Genomic DNA, 23,449 nt, shown 5'->3' with positions numbered 1-23,449 from the left:
TTTCTCGGACATGGGAATCAGTCCTTCCGGGTCAGGGCGCGGCGGTCGTGCAGGGTGTGCTCCGGGGCGGTGCCGCCGAGGGGATTGGTGACCCCGACGATCACGGTGTAGCGGGTGGAGATCGCGCCGAGCCGCTGCACGGCGTCGGCGCGTCCCGGGTTGTCGCGGACCTGCTCCAGGTCTCCGACGATGAGGATCGGCCGGTTGCCCAGCAGGGCCAGGGTGATCCGGAGGAGGAACAGCTGCAGGTCTGTCAGTTCGACGATGCGGGTCTTCGGCCCGGGGCGGGCCAGATCACCGAAGACCTGGTCCATCTCCAGGCTGCCGGCGCTGAGCGGCACCATCGAGTACCACGGCGCCAGCCAGCGCCGCTGCTCGGCGAGCACCGTCTCGACGGTGACCGACTCGTCGAGGTTGTCGATGTCCTCGAAGGCGGCGATGGCACACTTCTTCCGGATCGCCCCCGGGGTCGTCGCTCCGAGGGCGTCGACGGTGCCGTGGCTCGGCTTGAGCCGTCCGGCCAAGGTGAGCAGGAGCGCATCCTGATCGCGGCCCGCGGGCATCTGCACGGCGTGCAGTCCGGGGCCGAACTGCAGGTCGATGCCCTGGAACAGTGGACCGTGCTCCCCGTCGACGCCGATGTTCACCGCCGTGAGCTGTACGTCGTTCGGCTGGTCGTCATCCATGCGGGGCTCTCCGGAGGTCGTCGGCGCAGGTCGGTAGCAATCCTACGGCGGTCGCCCGACGGTGCCGCGCCCACGTCGGGCGCACCGTCGGGCGCCCCTCGGCGCCACCGTCGGTCCCAGGAACGGGCGAGGGCGCCCCGACCGGTGGTCGGAGCGCCCTCGGGTGCTCGTGGTTACGGAGCGACGATCAGAACGCGGCCTCGTCGAGGTCCATCGCCTGGTTGTCGACCGCGGCGACGACGTCCTTGACCGAGGTCAGGAGCGGCAGCATGTTGGCGGCGAAGAACGTCGCGACGCCGACCTTGCCCTCGTAGAAGGACTTGTCGGCACCGGTGGCGCCACCGTCGATCTTGGCCTGCGCGACGACGGCCTGGTGCAGCAGGCGCCAGCCGACCATCAGGTCGCCGAAGGCCATCAGGAAGCGCACCGAGCCGAGGCCCACCTTGTACAGCTCCTTGGGCTCCTGCTGCGAGGCGAGCGCGAAACCGGTGAGCGTGGCGGCCATGGCCTGCACGTCCTCGGCGGCGGTCTTGAGCTGCGCGACCTGCGCGGCGAAGGCTCCACCCGCGTTGGCCTCGATGAACGCGGTGATCTGGCCGGCGATGTGGCCGAGCGCGGCGCCACGGTCGCGAAGGATCTTACGGAAGAAGAAGTCCTGCGCCTGGATGGCGGTGGTGCCCTCGTACAGCGAGTCGATCTTCGAGTCGCGGACGTACTGCTCGATCGGGTAGTCCTGCAGGAAGCCGGAGCCGCCGAAGGTCTGCAGCGACTCGGTGCCGAGCAACGTGAACGCGCGCTCGGAGCCGACGCCCTTGACGATCGGGAGCAGCAGGTCGTTGACCTTGAACGCCATCTCCTCGTCGGCGCCGGAGACCGGGGTCGCGGTGCGGACGTCCTGGTGCGCGGCGGTGTACAGGTACACGGCGCGCAGGCCCTCGGCGTAGGCCTTCTGCGTGAGCAGCGAGCGGCGCACGTCCGGGTGGTGCGTGATGGTCACGCGCGGCGCGGTCTTGTCGGTCATCTGAGTCAGGTCGGCGCCCTGGACGCGCTGCTTGGCGTAGTCGAGCGCGTTGAGGTAGCCGGTCGAGAGGGTGCCGATGGCCTTGGTGCCGACCATCATGCGGGCGTGCTCGATGACCTTGAACATCTGCGCGATGCCCTTGATCTCCTCGCCCACGAGCCAACCCTTGGCGGGCTTGCCGTGGCCGCCGAAGGTGACCTCACAGGTGGTGGACGTCTTGATGCCCATCTTGTGCTCGACGCCGGTGACATAGACGCCGTTCTCCTCGCCGAGGTTGCCCTGCTCGTCGAAGTGATGCTTCGGCACGAAGTAGAGGCCCAGGCCCTTGGTGCCGGGCGCGCCGCCCTCGGGGCGGGCGAGCACGAGGTGGAAGGTCGACTCGAACATGCCGTCCATCACGGCCGACGTGATGAAGCGCTTGACGCCCTCGATGTGCCAGGAGCCATCCTCCTGCTTGATGGCCTTGGTGCGGCCCGCGCCCACGTCCGAGCCGGCGTCCGGCTCCGTGAGCACCATGGTGGCGTTCCAGTTGCGCTCGGCGGCGATCTTCGCCCACTTCTTCTGCTCGTCGGTGCCCTCGTCGAAGAGGATCTGCGCGAAGCCGGGGCCCGCGGCGAACATGAAGATGGGCGGGTTGGCGCCGAGGAAGAGCTCGCCGATGCCCCAGTACAGCGAGCGGGGCACGTCGGTGCCACCCAGCTCGTCGTTGAGGCCCAGGTAGGCCCAGCCGCCGTCGCCGAAGATCGCCTGCGACTTCTTGAAGGCCTCGTTGATCGTGACCTCGTGGGTCTCCGGGTTGAAGACCGGCGGGTTGCGGTCGGCCTCGGCGAAGGACTCCGCGATGGGGCCCTCGGCCTGACGGGCCGCCTCGCGCAGCATCTCCTTGGCGGTGTCCTCGTCGAGGTCGCCGTACGCACCGGAAGCCAGCACCTCGCCGACGCCGAGATCCTCGAAGAGGTTGAACTCGATGTCGCGGACGTTGCTCTTGTAATGGCCCATGGGGCTGTTCCACCTTCTCAGATCAGGCTGTCGGACAGTTACCTCTCGGTAAGTTACCGCTCGGTAATATCCATAGGATAACGCGCTCGCCGCGTGCGAACAAGTGCAAGCACCTCTAGGGCTCGATCGCCTCCGTGCGGCGCCGACGTGCGCGAACGGCCAGGTCAGTACCTGTGCCGTGGTACGGATCACTCTCGCGCCATTCCACGTGCTCCACCACCATGTCCTCGGGGAGCGCCTCCGACAGCTCGGCGGCGCCGAAGGTCGGTAGGCCGGGGTGTGAGTCCGCCTTCTCGTGCGCCAGCAGCAGGAGCAGTCCGCCCGGCGCCAGCGACCGCGCGACCTTGGCGATCGCCGTTGCCCGGTCCTCGGGATCGGGGTGCACGTACGCCCAGACGGCCAGGTCGTAGGGCTGATCGGGGATCTCGTCGGTGGTGATGTCGAGCGGCGTCCAGTGCAGCCGGGCGCGGACGGTGCGCGGCGAGCGGGCGGCCACCGTCGCCGCCTTGTCGAGGCCGACGCGCGAGTAGTCGACCCCAGTCACGTCCCATGCGCGGGTCGCGAGCCACAGGGCGTGCCGACCCTCGCCGGCGCCCACGTCGAGGGCCCGCCCGGGCGGCAATACGGTCACCTGCTCGACGATCCACGGGTCGGGTGGCGTTCCCCACACCAGCTCGGTGGCGCGGTAGCGGGCGTCCCAGTCGGCGGGGGTGCTCACAGCAGGGCCTCCTTGAGGTAGGCCACGTCGTCGGCGAGGCCCTCGGAGGGGGTCTCGAGGATGATCGGCGCCCCGGCGGCGCGGGCGACGTCGGCCAGCAGGTCCGGGTCGATGGTGCCGTCCTGCAGGTTGGCGTGCCGGTCGCGGGCGGAGTCGAACTCGTCGCGAGAGTTGTTCAGGTGCACCAGATCGATGCGGCCCGTGATCGCCTTGACCCGCTCGACGATGCCCATCAGTTCCTCGCCGCCCGCCCAGGCGTGGCAGGTGTCGAGGCAGAAGCCGGCGCCCTGGTCGCCGACCGCGTCCCATAGCCGGTCGATGGTCTCGAGCTGCCGTGCGATCGCCCCGTCGCCACCCGCGGTGTTCTCGATGAGGATCGGCACGCCGAAGCCGCCCTTCTCCTCCTGGCGGGTGAAGAGCTTGCGCCAGTTGTCGATTCCGGCCTGCAGGTCCTCGCCGTCGCGCAGGTGCCCGCCGTGCACCACGAGGCCGAAGGCGCCGAGGTCGGCCGCTGCCGCGGCCTGCTGCTCGACGGCCTTGCGGCTCGGCATGCGCAGGCGGTTGTTCAGGCTCGCGACGTTGATGACGTACGCCGAGTGCACCACGATCTCCAGCGGCGAGTCCTTGAGCGTCTGCGTCTGCGGGTGCGGCTCCGGCTTCTTCCAGCTCTGGGGGTCGGAGACGAACATCTGGATCACGTCCACCCCCAGCTGTTCGGCCGTCTCGACGGGGTGGGTGTCACTGCGGACGTGGGCTCCGATGCGCATGCGTCCAGCGTAGTGGCTGCGCAGCCGTGCGGGTGGTGGGTGGGTGTGTTGCTCGGGAAAGCTATGCGCCCGACGCGTGGCTCTGTTCTACCTGGTCAGAGGCGTGTATCCGGATTCGGCCATGTGTCGGAAGCATGGCGCGTCGCACCCGGCCCTCGCGATCCGACGGTGCGCACATCTTTCGAAGCGTTCTGCGACGAATCGGTCCGGTTGAGTCGCAGAACGCTTCGAAAGTTGTGGCGGCGCAGGCATTGGGTGGGCCGCCTCCGCCCGCCATCCCGCTGACTGGTGTCTTTATGCCTGTGGAGGACCGCGGTCCTGTGGACGACGGTGCCTGCACACCGGGTTCGCGGCCCGATCGCGGGGGCGCGGCGGCCTAGCGTGACGCCATGATGGTCGTGCGGGCGACGGCGTGGCGGGGCGAACCCGCGGACGCGTACGAGCGCTGGGCGGGGCTCGAGGTACGCGCCGCGGAGGAGCTTGACGCGGCGCTCGATCGCGCGGTGGCGGAGATCCGCAGTGGTGGTGGCGAACTCGCGGCCCGTCTCGCGGCGATCGACCTCCCGGCCGCCGTGCCGCCCGGCGGCACGTGGGCACCGTCGATCCCGGCGCGGACGCTGGGCCGCCCGGCGTCTGCCGCGCAGCGGGACCGGGAGAACCGCGCCCTCCTCGCGGCGGACCTACGAGCGACGCCTCCCGGGCCGCGCCGCCGGATGCTCGAGACGATCGACGCGCGGCTGCGCGAGCTGGGCCGCGGCGGCGAGACGGTGCAGCTGGTCGAGTACGAGCCGGATGCCTTCGGCGGCGACGGCGCTGTGGCGGTGGCCCTCGGTGATCTCGACACCGCCCGCACCATCGGTGTCGTGGTCCCGGGTATGGGTACGACGGCGGCGTCGATCGGGGCGGTCACCCGCAACGCCGCGAACCTCCGGGCCGCCGCCCGGCGCGCGGACCCGACGACGTCGACCGCGACTCTGGCGTGGATCGGGTACGACGCCCCGTCGGGCCGCGCGGCCGCCGCGCAGGTCCTCACCGGCGCCCATGCCCGACGGGGCGCCGCCGAGCTGCGGGCCGACCTCGAGGACCTCGCGCGGATGCGGCCCGACGATCCGCGGGTCGTGGTCTTCGGGCACAGCTACGGCGCGACGACGGCGACCACGGCGGGCGCGGGCGGGGCGCTCGCGGGCACCGTCGACGCGATGGTGCTGCTCGGTTCGCCGGGCGCCGGCCCGGTGCGGTCCGCGTCGGAGCTGGCGATGCCGGTGTACGTGGCGCGCGATTCCGACGATCCGGTCCCTCGGGTCGGCGCCGCCGACGGCGCCGCGCAGGGGCTGCGCCGGCTGTTCGGCGTGGAGCTGGGGCTCGGGATGGACCCGGCGGCGGCGTCGTTCGGGGCGACTGTGGTGGACGCCGAGGCCCCCACTGGCTTCGGCATGGGTGCGCACTCGGGGTACTTCGACGAGGGCTCGCGGGCGCTGGACGCGTTCGCGGCGATCCTGACGGGAGGGGGAGCGGGTGGCCGCTGACGAGGTCGATCCCGCGGAGCTGGCGCGGGTCGCGGCGAGCTGGGAGGAGGCCGCCGACGGATTCGCCGAGCAGGCCGCGCGGTGGTGGGCGGCGCCGGGGCCGCCGGAGGTGCTGGCCTTCGCGGCCCGCGCGGCCGTGACGCTCACCGCCCACGCGGAGGCGGCGAGCGCCGCGGCGCGGCGGCTGCGGGACTACTGCACGGCGGTCGCGGCGACGGACGAGGACGGCGCCCGCAGCGTGCGGTGCGCGATCCAGGCCGCGGCCAGCATGAGCACCACGCCGATCGCGGAGGTCACCGAGACGCCCGCGTCGAAGGCCTGACCGGCGGCCCGGACCAGGCCGTCGGCGGCCTCGGCCGGCAGCTGCGTGGCCACGTGGTGCGCCCCGGCGAGGGTCTCGCCGGCGTCGGTCGCCTGCTCGGCAGTGAGGCCTGCGGGCAGTGCGAGCTTCGCGGCGTAGGCGCCCGCCAGGATCGAGCCGAGGACAGCGGTGCCGAGTACCGAGCCGAGCTCGTACGCGGTCTCCGAGACGGCCGAGGCCGCGCCCGCCTTCTCGGCGGGCACCGAGGAGACGATGAGGTCGTTCGACAGCGTCTCGGCGGCGCCGATGCCCACGCCGAGCATCGCGAAGGCGATGAGCACGGCGAGCGTGGACTCCGGCGAGGCGAAGGCCATCACCACGGCGTACGCGGCGGCGGAGACGAGCATGCCGCCCACCACCACGGTCGACGGGGCGATCCACCGCACGACCCGCACGACGTACAGGCCCGCGACCATCATCGTGATCAGCCCGGGGACCAGCGCCCAGCCGGCATCCATCGGGCTCATCCCCACCACCAGCTGGAGGTGCTGCGAGACGAAGAACATGAAGCCGACCAGTGAGAAGACGCTGAGCAGGTTCACCGCGACGGCGCCGGAGAAGCGACGGTCCGTGAACAGTCGCACGTCCAGCATCGGGTCCGGGCGGTGCAGCTGACGGCGCAGGAACAGGCCAGTGGACACCATGCCGACGACCAGCGCCAGCGCGACGACCGCGAGGTCGCCTCCCTTGGCGAGGGTCTTCACCGCGTAGACGATCGGGGTCAGCGCGAGCAGCGAGAGCACGATCGACACCGGGTCGATGCGGCCCGGGTTCGGGTCGCGGGACTCGGGGACGAAGATCGGCGCCAGCACCAGAAGCGGGATCAGGACGGGCACGGCCATGAGGAAGACCGAGCCCCACCAGTAGTGCTCCAGCAGGAAGCCGCCCACGATGGGGCCGAGCGCGGCGCCGCCGGCGAAGCACGACGCCCACACGGCGATCGCGAGCCGGCGCTGCTGCGGATCGGTGAAGATGTTGCGCAGCAACGAGAGCGTGGACGGCATCAGCATCGCGCCGAAGAAGCCGAGGCCCGCGCGGGCGGCGATGAGCGCGCCTGCGGTGGGGGCGTACGCGGCCACGACGGACATCGCGGCGAAGCCCGTCGCGCCCAGCAGGAGGAGGCGGCGCCGGCCCAGCCGGTCGCCCAGGCTGCCCATGGAGACGAGCAGGCCGGCGAGCACCAGCGGGTAGACGTCGATGATCCACAGCTGCTGTGCCGCCGTCGGGCCGAGCGTGGCGGCGATTGAGGGCAGCGCGAAGCCGAGCACGGTCCCGTCGATCGAGACCAGGAGGACGGGAAGCATCAGGACCGCGAGCGCACCCCAGTCGCGCACCGTGGCGCGCGGGGACGCGGTCGTGGTGGGGAACGTGGTGGTCATAGCGGCACTTCCTGAGGTGTCGTGGTTTTGAGTACGACGTTACTGTACCAGCTGGACGGTATAGAAACGAGAGACCGCGATCACCCTTACGATGCGAGGTGTGCCGCCCCCTCCCGCCGCCCGCGCCAAGCTGCTCGACGCCTTCGTGAAGATCCTCATCGAGCACGGCGAACGCGCCGCGACGCTCGAGGCCGTCGCCGCAGAGGCCGGCGTCAGCAAGGGCGGCCTGCTCTACCACTTCGGCTCGAAGAAGGCCCTGGTCGACGGGCTGTGCGACTGGCTCGATGAGCTCGTCGCCGACGATGTGGAGTTGATGGCTACCGCGCCCGAGGGGGCTGTGGAGTACTACGTGCGCACGTCGAACTACGACGACTCGCAGCTGGACCGCGCGATCGTCGCGGTGCTGCGACTGAGCCAGGCCGCGAACGACCGCGCCGAGCGCGCGATCCGTTCGATGCAGGACCGCTTCCTGGCGACGGTGCAGGAGCAGGTGCCCGACGAGGCGACCGCTCGCGCGATCCTGCTCCTCGGCGACGGCCTCTACTACGACGCCGCCCTCAGCGGCGGGCGCCGGCGCGCGACCGACGCGCAGATGACAGGTCTGCTCGCCGTCGTCGCCCGCATGGTCGACGGGGCTCCCTGACGGCGGACTGCCGGAGCATCCACCGGGGGCGGATCAGCGCGTGCGCACCGCGCCCCGTCGTCGACGTAGTTCCACACCGCCTGCAGGTCTCCGGGGAGGTGGGGATTGCCACGCCTGACCGATGCCGGTGGTGACGTGGTCGAGGAGCGAGGCCAGTCTTTCCTCTCGTGAAGAACGCGGTGAGACGATGGTTTCACGCGCGCCAGCGGCCCCGTCGGGCCTCCTGCGCGCGGGCCGGCAGCCGGTACGCTCGGCTAATTGAGTGACCCTCAGTAGGGTCTTTACCCCGGCCTGACCAGCGGGTAGGTTGGACGCCATGCCATCGATCTTCATCTCCGGCGGTGCCCAGGGCATCGGCCGGGCCACTGCTCTGCGCTTCCTATCCGAGGGGTGGACGGTGGGCGTCTACGACGTCAACGCCGCCGCGTTGGAGGAACTGAAGACCGAGTACCCCGCGATCGTGACCGGCACGCTCGACGTGACCGACTACGACCAGTGGGAGGCGGCCCTCGCCGACTTCACGCAGCACACCGGCGGCGGCCTGACGGTCCTCGACAACAACGCCGGCGTGCTCTTCAGCGGCGACCTCGATGAGATCACGCCGCAGCAGATCAAGCTGCAGATCGACATCGACGCGCTCGGCGTCACCTACGGCGCGAAGGCCGCGCTGCCCTACCTCACGGGGCAGCCGGGCGCGCATCTGGTGAACATCAGCTCGGCGTCGGCCATCTACGGCCAGCCCGGCATCGCGACCTACAGCGCCGCCAAGTTCTACGTCGCAGGCTTCACCGAGGCGCTGGAGCTGGAGTGGGAGAAGCACGGCGTCCGCGTCGTCGCGATCTGGCCGCTGTGGGCGAAGACGGCCCTCGCCGAGACCGACGCCAAGAGCACGCGCACCCTTGGTGTGAACATCACGCCGGAGGAGGTCGCCGAGCAGGTGTGGAACTCGGTACACCCGGGGATCAAGATCCCGTTCCTGCCGCGAGTCCACTATTCCGTCGGAACCCTCACCACGGTGCTGTCCAATTCGAGTAAATTCGCCCCGAGGTCGGTCGTGCGGCTGATCAACCAGATCACCAGCCAGTAGTACCCGCCGGCTGCATTTCCCATCCGAGAAGGAGTCTCCACCACCGTGATTCAGACCACGATGCAGGACGGCGAGCTGACTATCGCCCGTCTCGTCGAGTACAGCCGCCGCGTCTTCCCCGAGGCCAAGATCACCACGTGGACCGGCGAGGGCCTGCGCGATCTCTCCTTCGCCGAGCTCGGCGACAAGGCCGCGCAGCTGGCCCACGCCCTGACCAAGCTGGGCGTGCAGCGGGGCGACCGCGTGGCGACGTTCATGTGGAACAACAACGAGCACCAGGTGGCCTACGCCGGCGTCCCCGCCATGGGCGCCGTGCTCCACACCCTGAACCTGCGCCTCTCGCCCGAGCAGGCCGTGTTCATCATCAACCAGGCCGACGACAAGGTGATCCTTGTTGACGCCTCCGTCGCGCCGCTGCTCGGCAAGTACCTGGCCGCGACCCCGAACGTGCAGCACGTCATCGTCGCGAACGGCCCGAAGGAGGCGCTCGAGGCGCCCGCGGGCATCACGGTGCACTCCTTCGACGAGCTCATCGCGGGCGAGCCCACCACGTTCGCGTGGCCCGAGATCTCGGAGCGCGACGCGGCCGTCATGTGTTACACCTCCGGCACCACCGGTGACCCGAAGGGCGTCGTCTACAGCCACCGCAGCATCTGGCTGCACTCGATGCAGGTCAACTCGTCCTCGGGCATGGCGCTCGGCAACGCCGACTCTGTGCTCGCGATCGTGCCGATGTTCCACGTCATGTCGTGGGGCCTGCCCTTCGCGGCGATGATGGGCGGCATCACGCTGATCATGCCCGACCGCTTCCTGCAGCCCGAGCCGCTGCTGCAGATCCTCGACGCCACGAAGGCCACCTTCGCCGCCGCCGTGCCCACGATCTGGGCCGGCGTCGCCGCGCAGCTCGCCGTGAAGCCGCAGGACATCTCGCACCTGCGTGAGGTCGTCGTCGGCGGCGCCGCCGTACCCCCTTCGATGATCCGCGCCTTCGACAAGCTCGGCACCCGCATCGTGCACGCCTGGGGCATGACGGAGACCTCGCCGCTCGGCTCGGTCTCGCGCCCGCCCTTCGGCATTGAGGACGAGACCGAGGAATTCGCCTACCGCGTCACGCAGGGCCGCTTCCCCGCGTCGGTGCAGGCGCGCATCATCGACGACGAGGGCAACGAGCAGCCTTGGGACGGCGAGGCCGCCGGCGAGCTCGAAGTGCGCGGCCCATGGATCACCGGCGCGTACTACTCGCCTGAGGGCAACGTCTCCGACGAGTCGAAGTTCCACGACGGCTGGCTCCGCACCGGTGACGTGGCGTCGATCAGCCCGGACGGCTACATGACGATTCGCGACCGCACCAAGGACATGATCAAGACCGGCGGCGAGTGGATCAGCTCAGTCGAACTGGAGAACACGGTCATGAGCAACCCGACCATCGCCGAGGCCGCCGTCGTCGGCGTGCCCGACGAGAAGTGGGACGAGCGTCCCTTCGTGCTCGCCGTGGTCAAGGACGCCGCAGACGCGGACGCCGAGAAGCAGCGCGCCTTCCTCGCCGACCTGCTGCCCAAGTGGCAGGTCCCCGAGCGCTGGGCCTTCGTCGCCGAAGTTCCCAAGACCTCGGTCGGCAAGTTCGACAAGAAGCTCATCCGCGCCGAGTACGCCGACGGGACCTACACCGTCGTGGAGTCGCGCGGCTGAGAGCCGTTGAAAAATCACGGTCAAAAGGGGGCTGGCGCGGGCATCATGTCCGCGACAGCCCCCTTTTCGCGGTGATCTTTCAATGAGGTGAGTGCCGGGGCGGATTCTTACGGATCCGTGAGGTGTTGCAGCGCCCCTCCCGGGCAGGGCTTGCGCGTGCCACGCTGGATCCATGACCGAGGAGATACCGAGTACGCCTGCGCGTGGTGCGACTGCCTGGGCCGCTGTGTCGGGCGTCCTCGCCGGGGCCGCCGGGCTCGCGGTGGCCGAGCTCGTCGCCGCCGTCGTCGCGCCCGGGGCGAGCACGCTGTTCGCGGGCGGGGCGGCGGTCATCGACGCCGCACCGCCGTGGCTCAAGGACTTCGCCGTCGAGTCCTTCGGCACCGCCGACAAGGCGGTCCTGCTCGGCTCGATGGGCGTGGTGCTCGCCCTGGGCGCCGCGGCCGCGGGCCTGCTCGAACTGCGCCGCCCGCCCTGGGGCGCAGCGCTGTTCGGCCTCGTCGGGGTCGTCGGCGCGCTGATCGCGACGCTGCGCCCGGACGCCACGGCGATGTGGGCGGTCCCGAGCCTCGTGGGAATCGCGACGTCGATCCTCGTCCTGCGCCTGGCGATCCGCCGCCTCCACCCTGCCCCGGACGCCCCGGAGGTCGCCGCCGGGATGGACCGGCGCGGCTTCCTCCTCGTGGCCGGCGCGGCCGCCGGGACGACGGTGCTGGCCCTCGCCGGGGCCCGCCTGCTCTCGGCGGGCGCGACCGCGGTGAAGGCGGCGCGGGAGACGCTCCGCCTGCCCGTGCCGCGGACCGCCGCGCCACCGGTCCCGGCGGACCCGCCCATCGCCGGGCTCACCCCCTACGTCACGCCCACGGCGGACTTCTACCGCATCGACACCGCCCTGCGCATCCCGCAGCTCGACCCCGCGGACTGGTCGCTCCGCGTCCACGGGATGGTCGACGCGCCCTTCACCCTCACGTGGGACGAGCTGCTTGCGCTGCCGCTGGAGGAGCACTACGCGACGCTCGCGTGCGTCAGCAACGAGGTGGGCGGCGACCTGATCGGCAACGCGCTCTGGCTCGGGCACCCGATCCGGAACCTGCTGGAGCGGGCGCGGCCTCGGGCCGGCGCCGACATGGTGCTCTCCCGGAGCAGCGACGGCTTCACCGCGGGCACGCCGCTGGAGGTGCTGCGCGACCCCGTCCGCGCCTCCCTGCTCGCCATCGGCATGAACGGGCAGCCGCTGCCCGTGATCCACGGCTTTCCCGCCAGGCTCGTCGTTCCGGGCCTGTACGGCTACGTCTCGGCGACCAAGTGGGTGACCTCGTTCAAGGTCACGACCTTCGCGGAGGACCAGGGCTACTGGACGCCGCGGGGCTGGTCGGCTCTGGGCCCGATCAAGGTGCAGTCGAGGATCGACGTGCCGCGCGGATCCGTCTCGGCCGGTGCGGTGACGGTGGCCGGGGTCGCCTGGGCGCAGCACACCGGCATCGGCGGCGTCGAGGTCCGCGCCGACGCCGGCGCCTGGGTGCCCGCCCGTCTCGCCGACACCGTCGGCCCGGACACCTGGCGGCAGTGGAACGTCTCCCTCCCGCTCGACCGCGGCGAGCACACCCTCGAGGTGCGCGCCACCGACGCCGAGGGCAGGGGCCAGACCGACGCGAAGGCGCCGCCCGCCCCCGACGGTGCCACCGGGTGGCACCGCGTCGTCGTCACCGCTCGCTGAGCCGCTCGGCGCCGTCTACCTAAATGGAGCCTTCCTGCTCGACGACGACGATGCTGGCGGCGCCGACGGGCACAGCCTTGTGCTCGTCGCCGATCTCCGCCACGCAGATGAGCCCGGGCGTGAGCCGCTGCACGTGCTCGTCGCCGCTGCTGCTGCGGTAGTGCATGTCGACCTCGCCGGCGACGACGATGAACACCTCCGTTCCGTCGTTCCGGTGCCACACGTACTCCGAGTCGGTCCAGTGCAGGCGCACGGTCGCGGGCGAGATCGTGGCGAGGGGCAGCGCATCCCACGGCCGATCGGGGGTGAATTCGTCACTCGCGATGAATCGCATGGTCAGCGTCCCGCGACGCAGAGACTGGACGGGTCGTCCATCAGCACGCGCACGCCATAGCCCACGTCGGAGGCGAGCTGGGTCAGCAGGTAGGCCGCCACCGTCGAGATGCGGGTGACGTCGGTGAGGTCGAGGACGATGGTGCTGCCGCTCTGCGCGCGGCCCAGGCTCAGGGCCTCGTGCACGACCTCCTCCACGGCGACGAAGTCCACCTCGCCCCGCAGCCGCAGCACCGTTCGTCCGGTCGACGGGTCCGTGGTCACCGAGGCGACGGCGCTCACCGGCGTCATCGACCGGTTCAGCAGGTGCAGCCCGAACTCACTGCTCATCCGCTGCAGCACCGCGACCCCGCGGCTGGAGTTGCCGGCCTCGTCGAGCGGCGGGCTGAACACGCAGATCCCGTACTCGCCCGGCGTCGCGGCCACGATGCCGCCACCCACGCCCGACTTGGCGGGGATTCCCACGGACACCATCCAAGCCCCGGAGCGGTCGTACATGCCGCACCCCGTCATCACCGAGAGCGTGTGCTGCGCGACCGCCGCGCGCACCACCCGCTCGCCGGTGACGGGGTTGACGCCGCCGTTGGCGAGGGTGCCGCCCATCACCGCGACGTCGTGCGCGTCCACCAGCAGTGAGCACTGCCGGAAGTACGGGTCGAGCGCGTCCTCGATGGGCACGCGCAGCGCGTCCGTCGAGCGGGCGAGCGCGGCGAGGGCGAGGTTGCGGAAGCCGGTCTCCGACTCCGAGCGGTAGACGGCCTCGTCGAGCTCCAGCTCGCGGCCGGCGAAGCGCGACAGGCCCTCCCGGATCGCGGCGAACCGCTCGGCACCGTCGGCCCCCGGGATCAGTGACGTCGAGACGATCGCCCCCGCGTTGATGAGCGGGTTCTCCGGGCGTCCCGACGGATCGAAGCTGATGCCGTTGAAGGCCTCGCCGCTGGGCTCGACGCCGATCCGTTCCAGGACGGCCTCCGTCCCCAGCGCCTCCAGTGCCAGCGCATAGACGAAGGGCTTGCTCATCGACTGGATGGTGAAGGGCGTGCGGTAGTCACCTGCACCGTAGCTGTGCCCGTGCACCGACACCGACGCGACGCCGAAGGCCTCCGGGTCCGCCGTCGCCAACTGCGGGATGTAGTCGGCGACGGCGCCCGGATGGTCCTCGCGGCGGACGTCGTCGAGCACCCGGGCCATTGCCGCGTTGACGGGGTTGTCGGTGAAGCCTACGGAGGTCGCGGGGCCGGTGCTCGTCTCGCTCATACTGCCAAGCTATCCGACGGTCCGCCGCCGCGCCCGGCGCTGAAATGGGCGGCGAGTATCGTTGCAGTCACCGTGACGTGACCAGGTGAGCAGCGCATACCAGCGGATATCGCCAGAGAAGCATTGCCGAAGACATTTCTTGGAGTACAGCTATGACGAACACGCTGCCCGACGGCCGGACCTTGGACGACGCCATCGCCGCAGGAGCCCGCGCCTACGAGCTCGACCGCGCCCATGTCTTCCACTCGTGGTCGGCGCAGGCGCAGATCACCCCCATGACGATCCTCGCCTCCGAGGGCTCTTACGTGTGGGACGGCGAGGGGCGCAAGCTCCTCGACTTCAGCTCGCAGATGGTCAACACCAACATCGGCCACCAGCACCCGAAGGTCGTCGCGGCCATCGCGGAGCAGGCCGCGAAGATCTGCACCATCGCGCCCCAGCACGTCAACGAATCCCGCAGCGAGGCCGCGCGACTCATCGCCGAGCGCACCCCGGGCGACCTGGACAAAGTCTTCTTCACCAACGGCGGCGCCGACGCCGTGGAGCACGCGATCCGCATGGCCCGCGTCCACACCGGCCGCCGCAAGGTGCTCAGCCGCTACCGCAGCTACCACGGCGGCACCGAGCTCGCGATCAACGTCACCGGCGACACCCGCCGGTTCGCCAACGACTTCGGCGGCGAGTCCGTCGCCCACTTCGATGGCCCGTTCCTCTACCGGAGCTCCTTCTACGCTGAGACCGAGGAGCAGGAGTCGCAGCGGGCGCTCGAACACCTCGAGCGCACCATCGTGCTCGAGGGCCCGAACACCATCGCCGCGATCATCCTCGAGTCGATCCCCGGCACCCCCGGCATCATGGTGCCGCCGCCCGGCTATCTCGCCGGCGTCCGCGAGCTGTGCACGAAGTACGGGATCGTCATGATCGCCGACGAGGTCATGGCCGGCTTCGGCCGCACCGGCAAGTGGTTCGCCATCGAGCACGCCGCCACCGCCGCGGGCCCCGTCGTGCCCGACCTGCTGACCTTCGCCAAGGGCGTGAACAGCGGCTACGTGCCGCTCGGCGGCGTCGCCATCGGTGCCGAGATCGCCGCGACCTTCGCCGACAAGCCCTACCCGGGCGGCCTCACCTACTCGGGCCACCCGCTGGCCACCGCCTCCGCCGTGGCGACGATCAACGCCATGGCCGAGGAGGGCATGGTCGAGAACGCCGCGACGATCGGCAACGACATCATCCGGCCCACCCTCGAGGGCTTCAAGGACAAGCACCCGTCGGTCGGCGATGTCCGCGGTGAGGGCGTCTTCTTCGCGATCGAGCTGGTCCGCGACAAGGAGACCCGCGAGCCGCTGGCACCCTACGGCGGCAGCAGCCCCGCGATGAACGAGACCGTCGCCGCGCTGAAGAAGGGCGGCCTGCTGCCCTTCGCCAACTACAACCGCATCCACGTCGTGCCGCCGTGCAACGTCTCCGCCGAGGAGGCCCGCGAGGGCCTGGCCATCATCGACGAAGCGCTCAACGTTGCGGACGCGCACACCGTCTGACCTTCCCTACGCCAGGAGTAAAAGCATGCCCGCACTCAAGCCCGTCCTCCCCGCCGAACTGCAGGCCGGGCGTCTCGGCGTGTACGAGTTCTCGGTGCGCTCCGCGCGCCCCGTCGACTGGGTGTGGGGTGAGCTGACCTCGGACCGTCCCCTGCACTGGTGCAAGGGGATCCGCAAGATCGAGTGGACCAGCCCGCGGCCCTTCGCCGCCGGCTCCACCCGCCGCGTGCACCTCGGCCCGGGCATCAGCGCCGACGAGCTCTTCTACTCCTGGGAGGAGTCGGAGACGGTGTGCGAGAAGGCCTTCTACGTGCAGTCTGCCACCGCCCCCGGCCTGGCGCGGCTCGCGGAGAAGTACCGCGTGGAGGCGCATCCCGACGGCGGCTCCGTGTTCACCTGGACGCTGCTCATCGAGCCGGTCGGCGGCGACCGGGTGATCGGCCTCAGCGGCCTCCCGGTGGGGCTCGTCGTGAAGTGGCTGCAGCGCGACACCGAGCGCTACCTCGGCTCGGCCTAGTCACCAGCACCGCGGAATCCGCACGACCGAACAGGGTCGTGCGGATTCTGCTTTTCGCTACTGTCGAGCGCACCGTCGCCCGCGCGAAGATCCTCGCGGAAGGCTGAGCCGCACAAACTTCTCCGGGTTGCGGCGGCGACGGCCGAGTGCACACCGCCGCAACCCGCAAGAACTCTGAGCCTCAGACGTGGATCGGATCCAGGCCGGGCGGGAGGTCGTGATCGCCTGCGCCGCAGTCGCAGGGTGCGGCGGGATCGGTCGCGGCGATGGTCTTGGTGAGCACGTCGGTCAGCCGCGGCAGGTTCGCGCGGAATTCCGCGAGCACGTCCTCGGTGCGCACGCCCTCGCCCGCCTCGATGCCCGCATCCAGGTCGGTGACCAGCGCGATCGCGGCGTAACAGAGCTTGAGCTCGCGGGCCAGCGCCGCCTCGGGCAGGCCCGTCATGTTCACGAGGTCCCAGCCCTGCGCGGCGTACCAACGGCTCTCGGCGCGCGTCGAGAAGCGCGGCCCCTCGATGACGACCATGGTCGAATCGGTGCGGTCCGCGTGCGGCGCCGCCGCGGCCCGCAGGGCGGGGCAGTACGGATCGGCGAAGCTCACGTGGACCCCGCCACCGTCGAAGTAGGTGGACGGTCGGGAGAACGTGCGGTCCACGAGTTGCTCCGGGATCGCGATGGTGCCGGGGCCGGCGGCACCGTCGAGGCTCCCGACGGCGCAGGGAGCGAGCACCTTGCGCACCCCGAGGCTGCGCAGTGCCCACAGATTGGCCCGGTAGGGCACGGTGTGCGGCGAGAACTCGTGGCTGCGGCCGTGGCGCGGCAGGAAGGCCACGTCGCGCCCCGCGACCTCACCGACGGTGATCGGTGCGCTCGGCCGCCCGTACGGGGTGTCGACGGTGCGCTGCTCGCTCCCGGCGGGCAGGAACCGGTACAGCCCCGTCCCGCCGATCACGCCGATCACGCGCCGCCCCCGAGCCGCGCACGGACCGCCATGGCGACTTCGTCGGGCCGGCCGACGTCGAAGAACTGCTCGGAGCCGTCGCCGAGGGTGACGCACAGTCGCTGCCTGGTGCGCTTGAACAGGCCGACCGTCTCGTCGACGATGCCGACGGCCGCGACGTGCTTGAGTTGGACGGAGAACGGGGTTCCGCCCACCTTCGCCGCGATACCCGCGGGACGGAACCGCAGGTGTGTCGCGGTCAGTTCGAGGTGCCCGGGGATGGCGCCGGAGCGCTTCCCGATGCTGAGGACACGGGTCGCCGGCCAGCTGAGATCACTCACGCTGCCACAATAGGTCGATTCGGAATGGGGTCCGCGGTAGCATCGGCTATCCGTTTTCCTAGGGGTGGGGGTTCAAGATGCCGTACTTCGGTGCGATCGTGATGCTGATGTGGGTCGCTGCGCTCATCGACGTGATCGTCTCGGACGAGTACCGGGTGCGCCACCTGCCCAAGGGTGGCTGGTTGATCGTCGTCATCCTCATCCCGCTCGCCGGCTCGCTCATCTGGTTCCTGCTGGGCCGGCCCGTCGGAGCAGCCACGGGAGGTCGCGCACCGTCGCGCACCACGGGTTATCCGGAGTACGAGCGTCCGGGCCGGCACATCGCTCAATACGCGGACGACGACGACGAGTTCTTGCGGCAGTGCCGCGAGCGCGCCGAGCAGCAGCGCCGCCGGGCCAAGGAGATGGACGCCCGCAACCGCTCGGAGTCACCCGAGGACACGGACTGAACACCGCCGTGCCGCGCGGCTTGGTCAGCATCTACCGCACCTCCCTCTTGGTGCTCCGCGCGAACCCCGGCCCGACGCTGGGGCTCTCGGCCGTCCTCGTCATCACGATCGCAGCCCTCGGCGTGTTGGCGCGCCTGCCGCTCATCGGGGACCCGGGCTGGACGCCCACCGCCGACTGGGACAGCCTCCAGGTGGCTGTGACGCTCGGCGTGTACCCCGCTGGCACGTTTCTGGTGATGATCATCTGGACGCTGGTCAGCATCGCCGTGACGGCGATTGGATCCATCGTCGCGGTCCGGCACCTCGCTGGCGAGCGGACTCCGCTCCGCCTTGCGTGGCAGCGGGCCAGGCCGCGTCTCATGGCCGCCGCGGGGCTAGGCGTCCTCGATGTGATGGTGGTCCTGGCGCCGATCATCGCCGCCGCCGCGGGCGCGATCGCGCTCGCCGTGCGCGCCGGGCCGGAGTCCGCGCGCCTGACCACGACCGTGCTGTTCGCCGTCGCCGTCGTCGTCGTCCTCGCGGTCCTTCCGACGCTGGTGATCGCCGGGCCGATGCTCGTGATCGAACAACTGCGACCCGTCGATGCGCTGTGGCGTGCCTTCGCCGTCCAGCGGCGCGGGTACTGGCGTTTGCTCGGTCGGGTGATCTGCACCTACGTGGTGCTGGGTGTGGTCTCGACCGTCGTGAGCCTGCCGTTCTCGCTGGCCGCCAGGGCGGCGAGCTCGGGTGACGACGTCGCCTCCCAGACTCTCGCCAGCCTGCTGTTCGCGACTGTCGGGTGGGTGATCGGGCAGATCGTCGTCCTGCCCTTCCTCATCGTCACCAACGCCCAGTTCTACATCGATCAGGTCGCGCGGAACGGGGTCGAGGCGTGATGCTCGGGCTATGGAGCCGATGACGGGAATCGAACCCGCGCTACCTGCTTGGGAAGCAGGAGTTCTACCATTGAACTACATCGGCAGTCGCGGCACCGTCGAAGAACGGGCCGCGCGTACCGGCAACACTAGCACGGGCACCGTCGGGCCCGGCGAGCCGTTACCAGCGCTCGAAACTCTGCGCCGAGACGAAGAAGCCGCGCTCGCCGCGCCGGCAGGTCACGCCGCGCGTCTCGGAGACGCAGGTCATGCCACCCGCGGTCACGCTGTGGCCGTACTGCAGGGTCTTCTGCTCGGGGACGACCATGAAGAACACGCCCTGGTTGAAGCACGACGGGGTGAACGGCCCTCCGTTGCTGGACAGGTAGCCCTTCGACAATCGGTCCCGCGGCATCGTGGCGCCCGTGCAGTCGGCGCCGGGCGGGATGACTCTGGTCGTGAAGACCTGGCAGCCCACCGTCGCGGCGTCGAGGCCGCAGGCGATGTTGCGGCTGGGAGTGAAGAAGTAGACGCCGTCCCCGTTGGCGGGCCGATACTGATCGGCCGGGTCGGCGACGGTCTTCGACGGCGGGGACGTGGTCGAGGGGTCGACGGTGTCCGAGGCCGTGCCCAGCGCGGGGTCGGTCGTCTCCGAGGCCGTGACCGGCGGCGGGACGGTGCCGGTCGGCGGACCGTCGGACCCGGATCCGCACGCCGAGAGGGCGAGGCCGAGGAGGGCGGGGAGCACGATCCGTGCGGGCTTCATGCCCTGTGGTCGGTGCGGCGACGAAGATCGTTACCCGTGGCAACGCTCGCGGTCCGCGCGGCCTGCCCTACGCTGAACCCGTGCTGCTCTCCGATCGCGACATCCGCGCCCATGTGGAATCCGGCCGCCTGGGGATCGATCCCTTCGACCCGCAGATGGTGCAGCCGTCCAGCGTGGACGTGCGGCTCGACGGCCTGTTCCGGGTGTTCAACAACACCCGCTACACCCACATCGACCCCAAGCAGCGGCAGGACGAGCTGACCACGCTGGTCGAGCCGGACGAGGGCGAGCCCTTCGTGCTGCACCCGGGCGAGTTCGTGCTCGGCTCGACGTTGGAAGTGTGCAGCCTCCCCGACGACCTGGCCGGACGCCTCGAGGGCAAGTCCTCGCTGGGCCGCCTCGGGCTGCTCACACACTCGACCGCGGGCTTCATCGACCCCGGCTTCTCCGGCCACATCACGCTGGAGCTGTCGAACGTCGCGAACCTGCCGATCACGCTGTGGCCGGGCATGAAGATCGGCCAGCTGTGCCTGTTCCGGCTCACCAGCCCCGCCGAGACCCCCTACGGCAGCTCCGCCGTGGGCTCGAAGTATCAGGGGCAGCGGGGCCCGACGCCCTCGAAGGCGTACCTCAACTTCCAGAACTGAACGCACGGCGACGCCGCCGCGGATGTCCGGTCATCCGTTCTCATGATCGTGGGGACGAACGACCGGACATCGTCGTCTCAGTCGGCGGAGTGCCGGCCTCGGCGCAACGGCGGGTCCTGCGCCGGGGGACCCGGCAGCACCGGCGGGCGCGGCTGCGGCCGTGGGGGCGCGGGGATCGGCTCGTCCGGCAGGCGGCGCCGGCCCGGCCGCGGCTCCGGCGTCGGCGTGACCTGCTGCGACGGTGCCGGCCGGGGCGTTTCGGGGCGCCGTGCCGCCGCGGCACGCTCGGGGCGCGGGGTCGCCGCATGGGGGCCGGTGTGGCCCTCGGGGTGCGGCGTCGCGGGGCGGGACGCGACGGGGAACTGCCCGGTCGGCGGGGCCACGGGTAGCTGTCCCGTCGGCGGCGGGACCGGCGCCGGCCTCTCCTGCTCGACCCGCTCGTCGGCCCGGACCTGCTCATCTAGTCGGAGCTGCTCGTCCGCGCGGGCCGCGGTCGTGGCCGCCGCCCTCGCGGCGGCGGCGCGGCGCTCGCGGACCCGGATCTCCGACGGGTCGGCGTCGGGATGGCTCTGCGTGTAGCGCTTCGCCGCCTCGGCGCTCACGGCCACTCGCTTCGGCTTCGCGAGCAGCGTCGCGATCGCCGTGGTCAGCGGGACGGACAGGGCCAGGCCAATGCCGCCGACGAAGGCGCGGACCAGCTCGATGGCCACCGAGTCCGACGTGAGCACCTGGCCCAGTGGCCGGCCCGCGATCGAGAACAGCAGCAGCAGCGGCAGCGCCGTGCCGACGTATGCGAAGACGAGGGTGTAGACCGTCGACGCGATGTGGTCGCGGCCCACCCGCATCGCGGAGAGGAAGGTGCGGCGCCGCGACGACTTCGGCGAGAGCTTCGCCAGCTCGAAGGTCGCCGACGACTGCGTGATCGTCACGTCGTTGAGCACGCCCAGCGCTCCGATGACGAAGCCTGCGAGCAGCACGCCGGACGTCGAGACGGTGGCGGCGTAGGCCTGCAGATTCGTGGTGTCCTCGCTGCTCAACCCCGTGACCTGGGTGGTGGCCGTCGCGAGCCAGGCCAGCACGCCGCACACCGCGAGCGAACAGAGCGTGCCCAACAACGCCGCAGACGTCCGGAGCGAGACGCCGTGCGCCAGGTACAGCACCAGGTACAGGATCACCGCCGAGGCGACCAGCGCCACCCAGACGGCCGAGTGCCCGTCGAGGATCGACGGCAGCGCGAAGAAGACGATCACCACGCCCGAGAGCGCGAGCCCGAGCAGCGCCCGCAGGCCGCGCCACTGCGCCACGGCGATCACGACGGCAGCGAAGACCAGGCCCCACACCCACAGTGAGACGCCGCGGGCGTAGTCGTAGAAGGCGTAGTTCGACGGCGATCCGGCGACGCCGCCGCCGTTCCAGCTCATCATGATCTTGGTGCCGGGCGCGAGGTCGGGCTGGCCGGTGCCGGGCGTCGCGGGACGGGACAGGTCGATGCCCGACGGTGCCGCGTCCGGCGAGGTCTTCCCGGGCACGGCGGAGACGTTCATCCGCTGCGTGCCGATGGAGAAGACCGTCCACTTGCCGGCGTCCGGGCCGCTGGTGATGCGGACCGAGCTGTTGAGGCAGCCGCCGTCGGGGTTGAGGACCGGATGCGGCTCGGTGTCGCTGAGCTGGCCGTTCCCCGACGGCGAGAAGTTGCAGTCGCCGACGAGCTGCTCCGAGACCTCGCCCTTGGCCAGCGTCGGCGTCTGCGGCCCCGAAGGCACACTCACCCGGATCTGCGACGGCCACAGCAGGATCACGCCTGCTACCACCAGGATCCCGATCACGGCGAGCAGGCCGACCACGACCCGCGACGCCCACCTCCCGAGGGAGATGTTGGTCAGCGAGTGGCTGTGCACGTGCGCTGCGGCGTCGTCGTGCACGTCGTGGTCGTGGTCGGCTGTCACGCCGACACCCTACTTCTGCTTGTAGGAACTCAGGAAGTTGCCGAAACGATCCAGGGCCTCGGCGAGGTCGCGCGCCCAGGGAAGGGTGACGACGCGGAGGTGGTCGGGCGTCGACCAGTTGAAGCCGGTGCCCTGCACCAGGAGGATCTTCTCCTGGTTGAGCAGGTCGAGCACCATCTGCTCGTCGTCGCGGATCTCGTGCACGTTCGGGTCGAGCTTCGGGAAGGCGTAGAGGGCGCCCTGGGGCTTGACGCAACTCACCCCGTCGATGGCGTTGAGCTTCTCGTATGCCACGTCGCGCTGCTCCAGCAGCCGGCCGCCGGGCAGGATGAGGTCGTTGATCGACTGGTAGCCGCCGAGCGCCACCTGGATCGCGTGCTGCGCGGGGACGTTGGGGCACAGGCGCGTCGACGCCAGGAGCGTGAGGCCCTCGATGAAGCCGGACGCGTGGTCCTTGGGCCCGGTGAGCACCATCCAGCCGGCACGGTAGCCGCATACGCGGTAGGCCTTCGACAGGCCGTTGAAGGTGCAGACGAGGAGGTCCGGGGCGAGCTCGGCGATGGAGATGTGCTGCGCGTCGTCGTAGAGGATGCGGTCGTAGATCTCGTCGGCCAGCACGAGCAGCGAGTGCTTGCGCGCCACCTCGACGATCTGCTGGAGCGTCTCGCGCGAGTAGACGGCACCCGTCGGGTTGTTCGGGTTGATCACGACGAGCGCCTTGGTGCGCGGTGTGATTTTCGCCTCGATGTCCTCGACGGACGGGTTCCAGCCGTTGTCCTCGTCGCACAGGTAGTGCACGGGCGTCCCGCCGGAGAGCGACGTCATGGCGGTCCACAGCGGGTAGTCGGGCGCGGGGATGAGTACCTCGTCGCCGTTGTTGAGCAGCGCCTGCAGCGTCATCGTGATGAGCTCGGAGACCCCGTTGCCGAGGTAGACGTCGCCGATGTCGAAGTACGGGAAGTCCTGGACCTCCTCGTAGCGGGTCACCACAGCCCGTCGCGCGGAGGCGATGCCCTGCGACTCGCTGTAGCCCTGCGAGGTGGGCAGCGCGTGGATCATGTCGCGGACGATCGAGTCCGGCGCCTCGAAGCCGAACGTCGCCGGGTTGCCGATGTTCAGCTTGAGGATGCGGTGCCCCTGCGCTTCGAGCCGAGCCGCCTGTGCCACCACGGGTCCACGGATCTCGTACAGCACGTTCTGCAGCTTGGCGGACTGCTCGAGCGGCTTGAGTTCGGTGCGGATGTGGGGCACATGCGGTCGGCTCATGG

At 70.6% G+C, this 23,449-nt stretch carries 22 protein-coding genes and 1 tRNA gene; 10 read left to right on the top strand and 13 right to left on the bottom strand.

Annotation, left to right across the window (positions count from 1 at the left end; translation table 11 throughout):
- Positions 1-17 precede the first annotated feature (17 nt).
- From HNP44_RS15400 to HNP44_RS15385, 4 genes are all read right to left on the bottom strand, one after another.
- A complete protein-coding gene (locus HNP44_RS15400; RefSeq protein WP_259141888.1) occupies positions 18-686 on the bottom strand; it encodes a hypothetical protein in 669 nt (222 codons plus the stop codon).
- Positions 687-873: 187 nt separating this feature from the next.
- Positions 874-2,706: an acyl-CoA dehydrogenase gene (locus HNP44_RS15395; RefSeq protein WP_259141887.1), complete on the bottom strand. Its 1,833-nt coding sequence runs from the start codon at positions 2,704-2,706 to the stop codon at positions 874-876.
- A 115-nt stretch (positions 2,707-2,821) separates the two neighbouring features.
- A complete protein-coding gene (locus HNP44_RS15390) occupies positions 2,822-3,424 on the bottom strand; it encodes a class I SAM-dependent methyltransferase (protein ID WP_259141886.1) in 603 nt (200 codons plus the stop codon).
- Positions 3,421-4,191, bottom strand: coding sequence for a deoxyribonuclease IV (locus HNP44_RS15385; protein ID WP_259141885.1), 771 nt, complete (start codon positions 4,189-4,191; stop codon positions 3,421-3,423). The genes HNP44_RS15390 and HNP44_RS15385 overlap by 4 nt, the downstream gene beginning before the upstream one ends.
- 389 nt (positions 4,192-4,580) lie before the next feature.
- Between HNP44_RS15385 and HNP44_RS15380 the strand changes: the two genes are divergently transcribed.
- Positions 4,581-5,717 (top strand): alpha/beta hydrolase family protein, encoded by a 1,137-nt coding sequence (locus tag HNP44_RS15380; RefSeq protein ID WP_259141884.1) that lies wholly within the window; start codon positions 4,581-4,583, stop codon positions 5,715-5,717.
- Between the two features lie 192 nt (positions 5,718-5,909).
- On the opposite strand, the gene HNP44_RS15375 is transcribed toward HNP44_RS15380, so the two are convergent.
- Complete coding sequence (locus HNP44_RS15375) at positions 5,910-7,457, bottom strand: MFS transporter (RefSeq protein ID WP_259141883.1); 1,548 nt, start codon at positions 7,455-7,457, stop codon at positions 5,910-5,912.
- A gap of 91 nt (positions 7,458-7,548) precedes the next feature.
- On the opposite strand from HNP44_RS15375, the gene HNP44_RS15370 reads away from it, so the two are divergent.
- The 4 genes from HNP44_RS15370 to HNP44_RS15355 all read left to right on the top strand — a co-directional run bounded on the left by HNP44_RS15370 (position 7,549) and on the right by HNP44_RS15355 (position 12,593).
- Positions 7,549-8,100, top strand: coding sequence for a TetR/AcrR family transcriptional regulator (locus HNP44_RS15370; protein ID WP_374758783.1), 552 nt, complete (start codon positions 7,549-7,551; stop codon positions 8,098-8,100).
- A gap of 316 nt (positions 8,101-8,416) precedes the next feature.
- Complete coding sequence (locus HNP44_RS15365) at positions 8,417-9,187, top strand: SDR family oxidoreductase (RefSeq protein ID WP_259141881.1); 771 nt, start codon at positions 8,417-8,419, stop codon at positions 9,185-9,187.
- Between the two features lie 45 nt (positions 9,188-9,232).
- Positions 9,233-10,876: a long-chain fatty acid--CoA ligase gene (locus HNP44_RS15360; protein WP_259141880.1), complete on the top strand. Its 1,644-nt coding sequence runs from the start codon at positions 9,233-9,235 to the stop codon at positions 10,874-10,876.
- Between the two features lie 172 nt (positions 10,877-11,048).
- Positions 11,049-12,593 carry a molybdopterin-dependent oxidoreductase gene (locus tag HNP44_RS15355; RefSeq protein ID WP_259141879.1) on the top strand — a complete coding sequence of 515 codons (1,545 nt, stop codon included), beginning with the start codon at positions 11,049-11,051 and terminating at the stop codon, positions 12,591-12,593.
- A 19-nt stretch (positions 12,594-12,612) separates the two neighbouring features.
- Here HNP44_RS15355 and HNP44_RS15350 read toward each other — a convergent pair whose 3' ends face one another.
- On the bottom strand, positions 12,613-12,927 hold the full coding sequence (locus HNP44_RS15350) for a cupin (RefSeq protein WP_259141878.1): 315 nt from the start codon (positions 12,925-12,927) through the stop codon (positions 12,613-12,615).
- Between the two features lie 2 nt (positions 12,928-12,929).
- Positions 12,930-14,183, bottom strand: coding sequence for a glutaminase A (glsA, locus tag HNP44_RS15345; protein ID WP_259141877.1), 1,254 nt, complete (start codon positions 14,181-14,183; stop codon positions 12,930-12,932).
- 152 nt (positions 14,184-14,335) lie between these two features.
- Between glsA and HNP44_RS15340 the strand changes: the two genes are divergently transcribed.
- Positions 14,336-15,721, top strand: coding sequence for an aspartate aminotransferase family protein (locus HNP44_RS15340; protein WP_259141876.1), 1,386 nt, complete (start codon positions 14,336-14,338; stop codon positions 15,719-15,721).
- A 25-nt stretch (positions 15,722-15,746) separates the two neighbouring features.
- Complete coding sequence (locus HNP44_RS15335; RefSeq protein ID WP_259141875.1) at positions 15,747-16,238, top strand: SRPBCC family protein; 492 nt, start codon at positions 15,747-15,749, stop codon at positions 16,236-16,238.
- Between the two features lie 181 nt (positions 16,239-16,419).
- On the opposite strand, the gene HNP44_RS15330 is transcribed toward HNP44_RS15335, so the two are convergent.
- Together HNP44_RS15330 and HNP44_RS15325 are read right to left on the bottom strand one after the other, a co-directional pair.
- Positions 16,420-17,199, bottom strand: a complete 780-nt coding sequence (locus HNP44_RS15330; RefSeq protein ID WP_259141874.1) for an S-methyl-5'-thioadenosine phosphorylase — start codon at positions 17,197-17,199, stop codon at positions 16,420-16,422.
- A complete protein-coding gene (locus HNP44_RS15325; RefSeq protein ID WP_259141873.1) occupies positions 17,196-17,519 on the bottom strand; it encodes a hypothetical protein in 324 nt (107 codons plus the stop codon). The genes HNP44_RS15330 and HNP44_RS15325 overlap by 4 nt, the downstream gene beginning before the upstream one ends.
- A 77-nt stretch (positions 17,520-17,596) precedes the next feature.
- Between HNP44_RS15325 and HNP44_RS15320 the strand changes: the two genes are divergently transcribed.
- A complete protein-coding gene (locus HNP44_RS15320; protein WP_259141872.1) occupies positions 17,597-17,968 on the top strand; it encodes a PLD nuclease N-terminal domain-containing protein in 372 nt (123 codons plus the stop codon).
- 8 nt (positions 17,969-17,976) lie between these two features.
- The gene (locus tag HNP44_RS15315; protein ID WP_259141871.1) at positions 17,977-18,843 is read left to right on the top strand and encodes a hypothetical protein; all 867 of its coding nucleotides are present in this window, start codon (positions 17,977-17,979) and stop codon (positions 18,841-18,843) included.
- 11 nt (positions 18,844-18,854) lie between these two features.
- Here HNP44_RS15315 and HNP44_RS15310 read toward each other — a convergent pair.
- Together HNP44_RS15310 and HNP44_RS15305 are read right to left on the bottom strand one after the other, a co-directional pair.
- A tRNA-Gly gene (locus HNP44_RS15310) sits at positions 18,855-18,928 on the bottom strand.
- 75 nt (positions 18,929-19,003) lie between these two features.
- Positions 19,004-19,588, bottom strand: coding sequence for a hypothetical protein (locus tag HNP44_RS15305; protein ID WP_259141870.1), 585 nt, complete (start codon positions 19,586-19,588; stop codon positions 19,004-19,006).
- Positions 19,589-19,668: 80 nt separating this feature from the next.
- Between HNP44_RS15305 and dcd the strand changes: the two genes are divergently transcribed.
- On the top strand, positions 19,669-20,235 hold the full coding sequence (dcd, locus tag HNP44_RS15300) for a dCTP deaminase (protein ID WP_259141869.1): 567 nt from the start codon (positions 19,669-19,671) through the stop codon (positions 20,233-20,235).
- Between the two features lie 77 nt (positions 20,236-20,312).
- On the opposite strand, the gene HNP44_RS15295 is transcribed toward dcd, so the two are convergent.
- A complete protein-coding gene (locus tag HNP44_RS15295; protein ID WP_259256896.1) occupies positions 20,313-22,181 on the bottom strand; it encodes a YibE/F family protein in 1,869 nt (622 codons plus the stop codon).
- Positions 22,182-22,190: 9 nt separating this feature from the next.
- Entirely contained in the window at positions 22,191-23,447 is a 1,257-nt protein-coding gene (locus HNP44_RS15290) for a pyridoxal phosphate-dependent aminotransferase (RefSeq protein ID WP_259141866.1), read from the bottom strand.
- Positions 23,448-23,449 lie beyond the last annotated feature (2 nt).

This window comes from Tsukamurella ocularis (genome assembly GCF_024807615.1).
GTDB lineage: Bacteria > Actinomycetota > Actinomycetes > Mycobacteriales > Mycobacteriaceae > Tsukamurella > Tsukamurella ocularis.
The sequence above is the reverse complement of the archived record's forward strand: the minus strand, read 5'-3'. Positions and strand labels throughout refer to the sequence as shown.

Coding starts and splice junctions, on each gene's coding strand:
- HNP44_RS15400 (WP_259141888.1), bottom strand. CDS start 686: ATGGATGACGACCAGCCGAACGACGTACAGCTCACGGCGGTGAACATC.
- HNP44_RS15395 (WP_259141887.1), bottom strand. CDS start 2,706: ATGGGCCATTACAAGAGCAACGTCCGCGACATCGAGTTCAACCTCTTC.
- HNP44_RS15385 (WP_259141885.1), bottom strand. CDS start 4,191: ATGCGCATCGGAGCCCACGTCCGCAGTGACACCCACCCCGTCGAGACG.
- HNP44_RS15380 (WP_259141884.1), top strand. CDS start 4,581: ATGATGGTCGTGCGGGCGACGGCGTGGCGGGGCGAACCCGCGGACGCG.
- HNP44_RS15375 (WP_259141883.1), bottom strand. CDS start 7,457: ATGACCACCACGTTCCCCACCACGACCGCGTCCCCGCGCGCCACGGTG.
- HNP44_RS15370 (WP_374758783.1), top strand. CDS start 7,549: ATGCGAGGTGTGCCGCCCCCTCCCGCCGCCCGCGCCAAGCTGCTCGAC.
- HNP44_RS15365 (WP_259141881.1), top strand. CDS start 8,417: ATGCCATCGATCTTCATCTCCGGCGGTGCCCAGGGCATCGGCCGGGCC.
- HNP44_RS15355 (WP_259141879.1), top strand. CDS start 11,049: ATGACCGAGGAGATACCGAGTACGCCTGCGCGTGGTGCGACTGCCTGG.
- HNP44_RS15350 (WP_259141878.1), bottom strand. CDS start 12,927: ATGCGATTCATCGCGAGTGACGAATTCACCCCCGATCGGCCGTGGGAT.
- glsA (WP_259141877.1), bottom strand. CDS start 14,183: ATGAGCGAGACGAGCACCGGCCCCGCGACCTCCGTAGGCTTCACCGAC.
- HNP44_RS15340 (WP_259141876.1), top strand. CDS start 14,336: ATGACGAACACGCTGCCCGACGGCCGGACCTTGGACGACGCCATCGCC.
- HNP44_RS15335 (WP_259141875.1), top strand. CDS start 15,747: ATGCCCGCACTCAAGCCCGTCCTCCCCGCCGAACTGCAGGCCGGGCGT.
- HNP44_RS15320 (WP_259141872.1), top strand. CDS start 17,597: ATGCCGTACTTCGGTGCGATCGTGATGCTGATGTGGGTCGCTGCGCTC.
- HNP44_RS15305 (WP_259141870.1), bottom strand. CDS start 19,588: ATGAAGCCCGCACGGATCGTGCTCCCCGCCCTCCTCGGCCTCGCCCTC.
- HNP44_RS15290 (WP_259141866.1), bottom strand. CDS start 23,447: ATGAGCCGACCGCATGTGCCCCACATCCGCACCGAACTCAAGCCGCTC.